Origin of the sequence: Massilia sp. UBA6681, assembly GCF_002454935.1 — a bacterium.
Lineage (GTDB): Bacteria > Pseudomonadota > Gammaproteobacteria > Burkholderiales > Burkholderiaceae_D > Telluria > Telluria varians.
In genome coordinates this window covers 79,726-91,430 of record NZ_DKJX01000027.1, presented here as the reverse complement: position 1 = coordinate 91,430, position 11,705 = coordinate 79,726, and the positions used below count along the sequence as shown (strand labels likewise).

Genomic DNA, 11,705 nt, shown 5'->3' with positions numbered 1-11,705 from the left:
TATAGATAAGGCACCAGCGTGCCGCCTCGGCTGTGAGTTGTCCAATATATGATTTATTGCTCTGTGATACGTTTTACATATCACAGAGCAGTGCTGCGCCGACCGCCTCCTGCGCGGCCTCGGCCAGCTCGCGGCGATGCGCCCCGGTTGCATCGATCGGCGCCAGCGGCTGGAGCCGCGCGATCACCGACTTGCCTTCCAGGATCGTGAACAGGCTGTCCACGAAGGTGGTGTCGCCGGTGTAGTCGACCGAATGGTGATAGGCGCCGCTCGCGTCCACATAGGACAGCGCATAGGGCTGCACCGCCACTTTCGCGTCGATGGCGGCCTCGAACAGGTTGGCGTGGAAAGGCAGCATCTCGCCCTGCCTGGACGTCGTCCCTTCGGGGAAGAAGGCGACCCGCTGGCCCTCCTGCAAGACGGTGACCAGGCCCTTGAAGATGTGGCGCAGCTCGCGCCGGTTGCCGCGCGCGATGAAGACCGTGCCGGCGGCGGCGGCCAGCCAGCCGAGCACCGGCCAGGAGCGGATCTCGGCCTTGGCCACGAAACGGCAGGGATGCAGCGCGTTGATGACGAAGATGTCGAGCCAGGAGACGTGGTTGGCCACGATCAGCGCGTGCTCGAGCACGGGCGCTCCCGGCGTCTGTTGGACGCTCACGCGGCACAGGCCGAGCAGCTTGCGCGACCAGCGCCGCGTGAGGCGCTCGCGCGTGGCGAGCGAGACCAGCGGGAACACCAGGGCGCAGGTCGCCAGGCCCGCCACCAGGTGGACCACGACGCGCGCCAGGCGCAGGGCAAGCCGGATCTTCACGATGCGAGCGGGCTCACCTCATCAACGCTGGAAGGCCACGCGGCCGCGCACCAGCGTCGCCCGCACCTGCCCGGCCAGCTCGAAGCCGAGGAAAGGCGTGTGCTTGCCCTGGCTCGCCAGGGCCTTGCGCTCGACCTTCCAGCGCGCGCCCGGGTCGAACAGCACCACGTCGGCCGCCGCGCCCACCGACAGGGTGCCGGCGGGCAGGCCGGCGATACGCGCCGGGCTTGAGGTGACCTTGGCCAGCGCCTGGGCCAGCGCCTCCTTGCCGTCCTGGTCCTCGGTCCATTTCAGGGTGAGCGCCAGCAGCAGCTCCAGGCCGGTCGCACCCGGGGTCGCTTCGGCGAAGGGCAGCAGCTTCTCGTCCTCGTCGACCGGAGTGTGGTCGGAGCAGACCGCATCCACGGTGCCGTCCAGCAGGGCGGCGCGGATCGCGTCGCGGTCGCGCTGGCTGCGCAGCGGCGGGTTGAAGCGCGCATTCGGGTCGAAGAAGCCGATGTCGGCGTCGGTCATGTGCAGGTGGTGCACGCCGACGTCGCAGGTGACGTTCAAGCCTTCCTTCTTGGCGTTGGCGACCAGCGCCAAACCGGCCGCGGAGGACATGCGGCACAGGTGCACGCGGGCGCCGGTGGCGCGCATCAGCTCGAAGATGGTGTGCAGGGCGATGGTTTCCGACATGACCGGCACGCCCGACAGGCCCAGGCGCGAGGCCAACGGGCCGCTGTGGGCCACGCCGCCGCGGCCGATGTGGGCGTCCTGCGGGCGCAGCCACACGGTGTAGCCGAAGGTCTTGGCATACTGCATGGCGCGCAGCAGCACGGTGGTGTCCAGCACCGGCACCTCGGCCTGCGAGAAGCCGATGCAGCCGGCTTCGGTCAGCTCGGCCATTTCGGTGAGCGCCTGGCCCTTCAAGCCCATGGTCAGCGCGCCCAGCGGATGCACGTTGGCCTGGTCGAGGATGCGCGCGCGGTGCTTGAGCATCTCGACCAGGCCCGGCTCGTCCAGCACCGGGTCGGTGTCCGGCGGGCAGACCAGGGTGGTCACGCCGCCCTGCATCGCCGCCTGCATTTCCGATTCCAGCGTCGCCTTGTATTCGTAGCCCGGCTCGCGCAGGCGCGCTGACAGGTCGACCAGGCCGGGGGCGACCACCAGGCCGGTCGCGTCAAACGTCTGGTCGGCGCTGAAGCCGTCAGGGGCCTTGCCGAGGGCGGCGATCTTGCCGTCGGCAATAAACAGATCCTGTACGGCGTCGATGCCGTTCGCCGGGTCGATCACCCGGCCGTTCTTGATGTGGTAGTTCATCCGTGCGAATTTCACGCCCTGCCTCCCGCCAAAATGCTCATCACCGCCATGCGTACCGCAATGCCGAAGGTCACCTGCGGCAGGATCACCGCCTGGTTGCCGTCGGCCACCGCCGAGTCGATCTCGACGCCGCGGTTCATCGGGCCCGGGTGCATCACGATCGCATCCGGCTTGGCCAGCGCCAGGCGCTCCGGGGTCAGGCCGTAGCTCTTGAAGTACTCCTGCGCCGAAGGCAGCAGCGCGCCGCTCATGCGTTCGTTCTGCAGGCGCAGCATGATGATGACGTCGACGTCCTTCAGGCCCTCGTCCATGTTCGTGAAGGTACGCACGCCCATTTCGGCCAGGCCGCCCGGCAGCAGCGTATGCGGGCCGATGGCGCGCACTTCCGGCACGCCCAGGGTGGTCAGCGCATGGATGTCCGAGCGCGCCACGCGGCTGTGCAGGATGTCGCCGACGATCGCCACCCGCAGGTTGGTGAAGTCCTTCTTGTAGTGGCGGATCGTGTACATGTCGAGCAGGCCCTGGGTCGGGTGCGCGTGGCGGCCGTCGCCGGCGTTCACGACGTGCACGTGCGACTGCCCGGTCTCGACCAGGTGCTTGGCGATCAGGTAGGGCGCGCCGGACTGCGCGTGGCGCACCACGAACATGTCGGCGTGCATGGCCGACAGGTTGTCGATGGTGTCGAGCAGCGACTCGCCCTTGCTGGCCGACGAGGCCTGGATGTTCAGGTTGATGACGTCGGCCGACAGGCGCTTGGCGGCGATCTCGAAGGTGGTGCGGGTGCGGGTGCTGTTTTCGAAGAACAGGTTGAACACGCTCTTGCCGCGCATCAGCGGCACCTTCTTGACCTCGCGGTCGGAAATGCCCACGAAGCTCGAGGCGGTGTCGAGGATGTGGTTGATGACCGACTTGGGCAGTCCTTCGATGGTGAGCAGGTGCTGCAGCTCCCCGTTCTTGTTCAGTTGCGGGTTAAGAAAGATCTTGGACATTGTCTTCTTCAATGGTCAGCGAAAGTTGGCCGGCGTCGTCGCGCTGCAGGCACAGCGACTGCTGCGGCGCCAGCTCGGCGCGGGTGCCGACGTAGTCGGGCGCCACCGGCAGCTCGCGCCCGCCGCGGTCGGCCAGGGCCGCCAGGCGGATGCAGGCCGGGCGACCGTAGTCGAACAGCACGTTGATCGCGGCGCGCACGGTGCGGCCGGTCTGCAGCACGTCGTCCACCAGCACCACCGTCGCGCCGTCGACCGGGAAGCGGATGTGGGTCGGCTTCACATCTGGGTGCAGGCCCTTCTTGGCGTAGTCGTCGCGGTAGAACGAGACGTCGATGGTGCCGAAGCGGCCGGTCAGGTCGAGGTCGCGCGCGAGGCGTTCGGCCAGCCAGGCGCCGCCCGAGTGGATGCCGACGATGGCGGCATCGGGCACGCCGTCCAGGCCGGCGCGGACCTGGCCCAGCAGCTCGCGGTACAGCGCTTCCGCATCGTAGTCTTGATTAGATGTTGGCATGAGCGTCAAAGTATTGTTGCAAAATGATGGCGGCCGCCTTGGCGTCGATGATCTCGCCGCGCCGTTGCGGAATCACGGCGGACGAATAGCGCTCGTCGACGAGTTCGACAGGCAGGTTGAAGCGGCCGTGGAGCTGGTTGGCGAAGCGCCGGCTGCGCAGGGTCATGTCATGCTCGGCGCCGTCGGGATGGCGCGGCTCGCCGACCACGAGGCGGGCCGGCTTCCATTCGTTGATGAGCTCGCCGATGACCTGGAAACGGGTGGCGTTGTCGACCGCCTTGATGACGGTCAACGGTTGGGCTTGCCCCGTGAGGGTGTTACCCATGGCAATGCCGATGCGTTTGACACCGAAGTCAAATCCAAAAACGATGTCAACCATCAGGGTTCGAAGCCCCCCTTATGCATGGCCGGCTTCAGTCGCTAGCATTAAAGGATCGATTCCCAGCAGTTTGATGGCGGCGGTATAGCGTTCCTCGATCGGCAGGTCGAACAGGACCTTGGCGTCGGCGCCCACGGTGAGCCAGCCGTTGCGCGAGAGTTCTTCTTCGAGCTGTCCCGGGCTCCAGCCGGCATAGCCGATCGAGACCAGCATGCGGGCCGGGCCGGAGCCGCTGGCGACGGCTTCCAGCACGTCGATCGAGGTGGTGAAGGCGACGTCGTCGGTGACGGAGAGCGAGGACGAAAAGCGTCCGCCCGGCGAATGCAGCACGAAGCCGCGGTCGTCCTGCACCGGGCCGCCGAACATGATGGGCTGGTCCACCACCGAGGAGCGCAAGCCCGGAGCGAGCTTCAGGTCGACGCGGTCGAACAGCACTTCCATCGTCATGTCGGTCGGCTTGTTGATGACCACGCCAAGCACGCCCTTCTCGTTGTGCTCGCAGACATAGACGACGGTGCCGCCGAAGATCGGATCCTGGATCGAGGGCATCGCGATCAAGAAATGGTTGGCGAGGTTCAGCCCTGAAGAAGCCGGGCTGATCTTACCGAGCGTTTCACTCTGTTCCGGTGGCATGCCGGGCATCGGGTGAGTGCTGCCAACTTTACTTTTTTTCATACGCTTACTCTCACATGGGCCCACTCAGGTTTGACCGCGAAGTGTCCACAAAACAACGTTACGCTTTTCGATAGTTTACACCGAATCGCCCCTGGGCCGATGGAAGCGCCCCGATAGACCCTCGATGCATACCCTGGAAGCCCGCCAGACCGACCCGGATCTGTCCCGCCCAGCTGCAAACGCAGTTCTGTTAGGACGAATCCTACCCAGTAAAATCGGCCGCCACCTTGACCCTGCACACGATGATGAATATGAGCAACTCCCTGGTCTGGTTCCGGCGTGACTTGCGGGCATTCGACCATGCAGCCCTTCACCAGGCCTTGACCTCGTCTAATTGTGTGTATTGCGTTTTCGTGTATGACAGCGACATTCTCGACCCGCTGCCGCGCGATGACCGCCGTGTGCGGTTCATCCACGCCAGCCTGGCCAGCCTCGAGGCCGAGCTGCGTCGGCTCGGCGCTTATTTGATTGTGCGGCAGGGCCGCCCTCTTGAAGTGGTCCCGGCGCTCGCCACCGAATTGGGTGTCGACGCGGTGTTCGTATGTGCCGATTATGAACCCGACGCGGTGGATCGCGACGCACGGATGAAAGCCCGCTTGGCAGCCGATGGTAGGAAATTTCTGAGCTTCAAGGACCAGGTCGTCTTCGAACAGGACGAGGTGCTGACCTTGGCCAAGGGACCGTTCTCGGTGTTCACTCCCTACAAAAACGCCTGGCTCAAGCGCCTGGCCGGCATGCCCGAGGCGCTGGCCGCGTATCCGGTCGACCCGTATGCGCAGGCCTTCGCGCCCGCGCCGGCCGACACGCCGCCCCTGCCCTCGCTGGCCGAGATCGGCTTCGAAGCGGGCGAGCCGCCGCTGCCGGCCGGCATGGAGGGCGCCGAGGAACTGTTCGAACGCTTCATCGCGCACATCGCCGATTACGGCCGGGCGCGCGATTTCCCCTCGGAGGACGGCACCTCGCGCCTGTCCACCCACCTGCGCTTCGGCACCACCTCGATCCGCCACCTGGTGCGCACGGCGCGCCAGATGATCGAGAACGGCGCAGGCGGCGCCGGCGCCTCGGTATGGCTGTCGGAACTCATCTGGCGCGATTTTTACTCGATGATCCTGGCGCGCAACCCGCAGCTCGTCACCCGCTCGTTCAAGCCGGCCTTCGATGCGCTGGCCTGGGAAACCGGAGAGGAGGCCGATGCGCTGTTCGCGGCCTGGTGCGAAGGACGCACCGGCTATCCGCTGGTGGACGCGGCGATGGCGCAGCTGAACCGCACGGGCTTCATGCACAACCGGCTGCGCATGGTGACGGCGAGCTTCCTCACCAAGGACCTCGGGATCGACTGGCGGCGCGGGGAACGCTATTTCGCGCTCAAGCTGAACGACTACGAACTGGCCTCGAACAACGGCGGCTGGCAGTGGGCGGCGTCGACCGGCTGCGACGCGCAGCCGTGGTTCCGGATCTTCAATCCGGTGGCGCAGTCGCAGCGTTTCGATGCGCACGGGGAGTTCATTCGGGAGTGGGTGCCGGCGCTCGAACGTTTAGGCGCGAAGGAGATTCATGCGCCGTGGCTGGTCGATGCGGCGGTGCTGGCGGAGCGCGGCGTCGTGCTGGGGCGGGATTATCCCTTGCCGGTCGTCGACCATGACGTGGCGAGGAAGCGGACGCTGGAAAGGTTTGCGGTGGTGAAGAAGGCTGCGGGTTGATCACGCAAAATTGGGTTCCGGCCTTCGCCGGAACGACGGCTCTTCAGCTAGTGGAACAAACGTTGTTAGCACTACTCGACCGTACACTCAAACAACGTCGTCCCGGCGAAGGCCGGGACCCAAGTTCGTGCCGCAGCCCTTAGCTCTTCACTTTGTCCAGCAAACTCTCAATCGCCGCCACCAGCACCTCTTCCTGATACGGCTTCCCGAAGTAGGCATTCACGCCCAGCCCCAGCGCCACATTGCGGTGCTTGTCCGCCGTCCGCGAGGTGATCATGATGATCGGAATCCCCCTGGTCGCCTCCCTGCTGCGCAGCTCGCGCGTCAGGTCGAAGCCATCCATGCGCGGCATCTCGATATCCACCAGCATCAAATCCGGCCGCGACGCCTCGATCTGCTCGAGGGCGTCGACGCCGTCCTTGGCCAGCATCACCCGGTAGCCTTCGCGCTCGAGCAGGCGCTGGGTCACGCGGCGCACGGTGATCGAGTCGTCCACCACCATGATGGCGGCTTTCCGTTCCGGCTGCGCCTCCTCGACGATGTCCGCTGCCTGCGCCGCAGGACGCTGGGCCAGCGCCACCGGATCGAGGATCAGCACGATCTCGCCCGTGCCCAGCACCGTGGCGCCGGCGATACCCGGCAGCTTCGAGAGCTGCGGGCCGATGTTCTTGACCACCACTTCGCGGTTGCCCAGCACCTCGTCCACGCGCAGCGCGATGCGCCCGCCGGCGCCGTGCACGACCAGCACCGGGTTCAGGCGCTGCAGCGCGCCGCCCTTGCCTTCGCCCAGCAGCACGGCGAGCGTGTGCAGGGCGTGCGGCTGGCCGGCCACGGCGATCGCGCCGGCAGCCTGCGCCGCGCCCAGTTCGGCATCGCGCACCTGTAGCACCTGCTCGACCAGGGTCGCCGGCAAGGCATGGGTGCGCCCGCCGCTCGCGACCAGCACCACCTGGGCCACCGCCAGCGTCAGGGGCAGGTGGATGGCGAAGCGCGTGCCCTTGCCTGGCTCGGTCGAGACCAGCACGCGGCCGCCCAGCGCCTGCGCCTCGGAGCGCACCACGTCCATGCCGACGCCGCGTCCGGCCAGCTCGGTGAGCGTGTCGGCGGTTGAGAAGCCCGGCTCGAAAATCAGTTCGGCCGCTTCCTGGTCGTTCACGACCTGGCCCGGCCCCAGCAGGCCCAGGTCGCGCGCCTTGGCGCGGATGCGCTCCAGGTCGAGCCCGGCGCCGTCGTCGCTGAAGACGATCGCCACTTCGTTGCCGTGCTGGCTCACCTGCACCAGCACCTCGCCGGTTTCGGGCTTGCCGGCCTCCGCGCGTGCGGCGCGCGCCTCGATGCCGTGCACGATTGCATTGCGCAGCAGGTGCTCGAAGGGCGCCGCCATCTGTTCCAGCACGCTGCGGTCGATTTCCACCGAGCCGCCGCGGATGTCGAGGTTGACGCGTTTCTCGAGTTCCTTCGCGGTCTGGCGCGCGATCCGGAACAGGCGCTCGGCCAGGTTCGCAAACGGCACCATGCGCACCCGCATCAGGTCGCGCTGCAGGTCGCGCGTCATGCGCGATTGCGCCGCCAGGTCTTCGGCGGCGCTGTCCACCGTGCGCGACAGGCTGTCGTGGAAGGCTTCGACGTCGTTCACGCTCTCGGCCATCATGCGCGTCAGTTCCTGCAGGCGCGTGAAGCGGTCGAACTCGAGCGGGTCGAACTTCTCCTCGCCGGCGATCGACAGGGTGGACGCGATCTGCGACTCGGCCTGCATCTCGATCTCGCGCATCTGGCGGCGCAGGCGGTCGAGGTTGTCCGAGAAGTCGGACAAGGCGCCCTTGAGCACGCCGACCTGGTTTTCCAGGCGCGAACGCGAGATCGACACCTCGCCGGCCTGGTTGACGACGCGGTCGAGGATGTCGGCGCGCACCCGCACCAGCGGCGCGCGGCTGCCCGGCTGCTCGGCGGGCGCCGGTACGGCTGCAGGCGCCGCCATTGCTGCGGGCTGCTGCAGCTGTTCGAACAGCAGCAGGGCCCCGTCATAGTTCGCCAGCAGCTCGTCGAACGCCGCCGGCGTGGTGGTGCCGGCGTGCACCATGTTCTCGATCTGGGTTTCCAGCTCGTGGGTGTGCTGGCCGAGGCGCATCGCGCCGGCCATGCGGGCGCTGCCCTTCACCGTGTGCAGCGCGCGCAGCAAGCCCTGGGCGATGGCATGGTCCTGCGGGTTCTGCTGCCACTGGCGCAGGCCGTTGCCGATCTGCGGGAACAGGTCGGCGCCCTCTTCCAGGAACACCGGCAGCAGGTCCGGGTCGAGTTCGTCGGTGAAGGCCGGGCTGGTGGCCAGCACGCTGTCGGCCGCGGCAGGCGCCGGCGCCGGCGCGGGTTCCGGCACCGGCTCCGGGACCATGTCCAGCACCGCCGCCACGCTTTCCGGCGCCGCATCGAGCACCGCCTCGTCCGGCGTGACCGCGACAAAAGCCGGCGCCGGCTGCGCCGGCGCGGCCTGGTCGAGGGCCGGGGCGGCAAACGGGTCGTCGAGGAAGCTGTCGAACAGGTCGTCGATCTCGTCGGCCACGCGCTCCTGCTTCTGTTCTTCGCGCGGCGCAGCTAGCTGCTCGAGCGGAGGCGGCGCGGCCAGGATCTCGCCGTAGGCGGAGGCGAACAAGGCGTCGAGCGTTACGGCCAGCTCCGGATCGACTTCGCCATACACGCTTGCCGCCTGCTGGCTGGCCAGGCGCGCCAGCAGCGTGTCGAGCTGGGCGATCAGCTCCGGCTGGGCCGGGGGCAGTTCGCCGAGGGCGAACACCTGCAGCATCGTGCGCACGCGCGACAGGGTCGACTCCAGCAGTTCACGGCCGTCGTCGTCGAGCGCCGGGCCCGGCGCCGCCAGCTTTTCCAGCACCAGCTCGAGCGCATGGGCGACGTCGCGCAGCGCGGTGTAGCCGACCGTGGACGAGGTGCCGGCCAGGGTGTGCGCCGCCTTCAGGGCCTCCGGCGAAGCGCGCCGTTCCGGTTCCGCGCGCCAGTCCTCGAAGTCCTGCGCCAGCAGCTCCACCAGGGTCTCGGCCTCGTCGAGGTAGATCGTGTACAGGCCGAGCGGGATCTCCAGGCCGCCGATGCGTTTGGTGTCCGCCAGGGGCTCGGGTTCGGGCTCGAGGATATCCTCGAGCACCGGCACCGGGATCTCCTCAGGCGCACCGCCCTCCAGCACCCGCGCCGCGGCCGCAACCAGCGCCGCGCTGTCGCGCTGCGCTGCGCCGCCGGCGGCCAGTTCGGCCACCCAGGCGGACAGTTCCGCATGCGCCTGGCGCAGCAGGCCCAGGAGCTCGGGGGTGGCGCTGCGCGCCTCGGCCAGCCACAGGTTCATGACGCGCTCGACCGCGGCGGCGCCTTCGGCAAAGCTGTCCAGGCTCACCATGCGGCTGCTGCCCTTGAGCGTGTGGAAGCCCCGGCGCAGCAGGGTCAAGGTCTCCTGGCTGCCCGGATTGCTCTCGGCCTGGGGCAGCGCTTCCAGCACGAAGCCCAGCACTTCCTGGGCCTCCAGGATGAAGATCTCGAGCAGTTCCGACTCGATGGTCGCTTCCTGCTGCCGTGCTTCCTGCGTCGCGGCTTCCTGGGCCGGGACCGGCTCCGGCGCCGCCTCGACGAATTCGAAGGGCAGCTCGCGCAGCAGGCGTTTTTCGAGGTCGAAGGTGAAGCGCCCCCTGGCCGCCTCGCTGTCCTGCGCCAGCAGGTCGGTGAAGAAGCCGAGCGCGCCGATGTTCTGCGCGATGTTGTGCAGCACGGCGGACTGCGTGCTTACCTCGCCGGCGCTGGCCTCCAGGGTCCGTACCTCGCCGGCGACGTGGCGCACGGCCTGCACGGCCTGTTCCTGGTCGAGGATGGCCAGGGCGCCCTGCAGCTGGTGCAGCACCGGCTCGGCCTGGGCCAGCACCTCGCGCCTGGCCGGGTTGTCGTAGTAATCGTCGAGCAGCTTCTCGACCTGGCGCAGGCCGGCCTTGATCTCGCCGGCCAGCACCGCCACGGTCTGGCCCTGCTGGATCTGGCGCGCCAGTTCTCCCTGCCACTGCGGCGCATCCGGCGGGGTCTCGCCGGCGGCCAGCGCCAGCAGTCGCGCGCCGACCGCTTCGGCATTCTCGGCAAAATCCTCGGGCAGCTGGCGCAGCTGGTCCAGGCCGTTCTCGACGAACAGCATGGCGGTGGCCATCTCGAGCTTGACCTCGTCGCTGCGGCCGGCCTGCATGGCGTCCGTCGCGGCGCGGCCGAGTTCGCGCATCAGCTGGGCCAGGGCGGGGGCGCCCAGCTTTTCGCTGGCGCCGGCCAGGCGCGAGAGCTGCTCGTTGAAATCTTCCTCGACCTCGAGGTCGCCCTCGGTGGCGATGCGGTCCCAGTCCGACTTGGTGCGGGCCAGCGCCTCGCGCGCCTCCTGCAAGGTGGCCTGGTCGATGCGCCCGTAATGGCGCGCGGCGTAGTCGTGCGGCACCAGGCCGTCCAGGCCGCAGGCCTGGCGCAGGCGCTGGGCGTCCGGGTTCGGCTGGGCGGCTGCCGCGACGAAGAACAGCGCGTCGCGCAGCATCGCGTCCGGCGTGCCGCCCTGCCCCTGCGACAGGCGGCGCAGCTGCAGGTTGACCTGGCCGAGCAGCTGCTTCACATACAGGTCGCTATCGATCTGGCCGTCGGCCACCACGCCGGCAAAGGCGTGCAGCGCCTGCCAGAACAGGCGCGCGCGCGGCTCTTCCTGGCTGGCCGCGATGGGCGCCAGCGCATCGCGCATGCCGGCCGCGTGCTGTGCGTCCCCGCTCTTCAGGTAGGGCAGCAGCGCTTTTTCGAAACGCGCGCGGCAGGCCGCGACGTCCGGTTTGTCGCCGGATGGGGGCGTATCCAGTTCGACACCCTTGCCGAGGTCGGCCGGCAGCAGGTCGGACGGGTGGATGCGTTCCACGCCCAGCTGCTCCTGCAGGTCGCGGTAATAGGGGAACAGGCGCGCCGGCTGCTGCCGGCTGCCGGCCAGCAGCTCGTCGAGGTATTCGACCAGGGCCTGGTAGGCGTCCTGCACGGTCTTGACCGCGTCAAGCGTGCACGCGACCCGCCCATCCTTGAAGGCGTCGATCAGCTGTTCGGCCGCGCCGCCCAGCACCGCGGCGCCTTCCACGTCCACCAGCTGCAGGGCGCCGTCGGCCTGGTGCAGGTGGGTCTTCGCGTGCAGCAGCAGGGTCGGCTGCGCTTCCAGGCTGCGCCCGGCCGCATCGCGCAGGGCCGTGCCCGAGCGCCCCAATGCATCCCTGATCTCGCCGATCACCCAGGACAGGGGACCGGTATCGAAGGCTGGCATGCGTTGGGAAGATGGGTTCGTCAT

Annotated in this window: 8 protein-coding genes; 1 reads left to right on the top strand and 7 read right to left on the bottom strand. The window is 68.2% G+C overall.

The window, feature by feature from the left end; genetic code table 11:
- Window positions 1-73: 73 nt before the first annotated feature.
- From B2R83_RS03445 to B2R83_RS03420, 6 genes are read right to left on the bottom strand one after another with little or no spacing between them, the layout of a single operon-like run.
- On the bottom strand, window positions 74-811 hold the full coding sequence (locus B2R83_RS03445; protein ID WP_292038283.1) for a lysophospholipid acyltransferase family protein: 738 nt from the start codon (window positions 809-811) through the stop codon (window positions 74-76).
- A gap of 21 nt (window positions 812-832) precedes the next feature.
- Entirely contained in the window at window positions 833-2,113 is a 1,281-nt protein-coding gene (locus tag B2R83_RS03440; RefSeq protein WP_292038344.1) for a dihydroorotase, read from the bottom strand.
- A gap of 11 nt (window positions 2,114-2,124) precedes the next feature.
- Window positions 2,125-3,102, bottom strand: coding sequence for an aspartate carbamoyltransferase catalytic subunit (locus B2R83_RS03435; protein WP_292038282.1), 978 nt, complete (start codon window positions 3,100-3,102; stop codon window positions 2,125-2,127).
- On the bottom strand, window positions 3,083-3,613 hold the full coding sequence (pyrR, locus tag B2R83_RS03430; RefSeq protein WP_027866653.1) for a bifunctional pyr operon transcriptional regulator/uracil phosphoribosyltransferase PyrR: 531 nt from the start codon (window positions 3,611-3,613) through the stop codon (window positions 3,083-3,085). The genes B2R83_RS03435 and pyrR overlap by 20 nt, the downstream gene beginning before the upstream one ends.
- Window positions 3,600-3,992 carry a Holliday junction resolvase RuvX gene (ruvX, locus tag B2R83_RS03425; protein ID WP_036214949.1) on the bottom strand — a complete coding sequence of 131 codons (393 nt, stop codon included), beginning with the start codon at window positions 3,990-3,992 and terminating at the stop codon, window positions 3,600-3,602. The genes pyrR and ruvX overlap by 14 nt, the downstream gene beginning before the upstream one ends.
- Window positions 3,993-4,010: 18 nt before the next feature.
- Window positions 4,011-4,625 (bottom strand): YqgE/AlgH family protein, encoded by a 615-nt coding sequence (locus B2R83_RS03420; RefSeq protein WP_156923782.1) that lies wholly within the window; start codon window positions 4,623-4,625, stop codon window positions 4,011-4,013.
- Between the two features lie 287 nt (window positions 4,626-4,912).
- On the opposite strand from B2R83_RS03420, the gene B2R83_RS03415 reads away from it, so the two are divergent.
- Window positions 4,913-6,367 (top strand): cryptochrome/photolyase family protein, encoded by a 1,455-nt coding sequence (locus B2R83_RS03415; RefSeq protein ID WP_292038343.1) that lies wholly within the window; start codon window positions 4,913-4,915, stop codon window positions 6,365-6,367.
- A 139-nt stretch (window positions 6,368-6,506) separates the two neighbouring features.
- Here B2R83_RS03415 and B2R83_RS03410 read toward each other — a convergent pair whose 3' ends face one another.
- Window positions 6,507-11,705 (bottom strand): Hpt domain-containing protein, encoded by a 5,199-nt coding sequence (locus B2R83_RS03410; RefSeq protein ID WP_292038281.1) that lies wholly within the window; start codon window positions 11,703-11,705, stop codon window positions 6,507-6,509.

Coding starts and splice junctions, on each gene's coding strand:
- B2R83_RS03410 (WP_292038281.1), bottom strand. CDS start 11,705: ATGACGAACCCATCTTCCCAACGCATGCCAGCCTTCGATACCGGTCCC.
- B2R83_RS03435 (WP_292038282.1), bottom strand. CDS start 3,102: ATGTCCAAGATCTTTCTTAACCCGCAACTGAACAAGAACGGGGAGCTG.
- B2R83_RS03440 (WP_292038344.1), bottom strand. CDS start 2,113: ATGAACTACCACATCAAGAACGGCCGGGTGATCGACCCGGCGAACGGC.
- B2R83_RS03415 (WP_292038343.1), top strand. CDS start 4,913: ATGAATATGAGCAACTCCCTGGTCTGGTTCCGGCGTGACTTGCGGGCA.
- pyrR (WP_027866653.1), bottom strand. CDS start 3,613: ATGCCAACATCTAATCAAGACTACGATGCGGAAGCGCTGTACCGCGAG.
- ruvX (WP_036214949.1), bottom strand. CDS start 3,992: ATGGTTGACATCGTTTTTGGATTTGACTTCGGTGTCAAACGCATCGGC.
- B2R83_RS03420 (WP_156923782.1), bottom strand. CDS start 4,625: ATGCCACCGGAACAGAGTGAAACGCTCGGTAAGATCAGCCCGGCTTCT.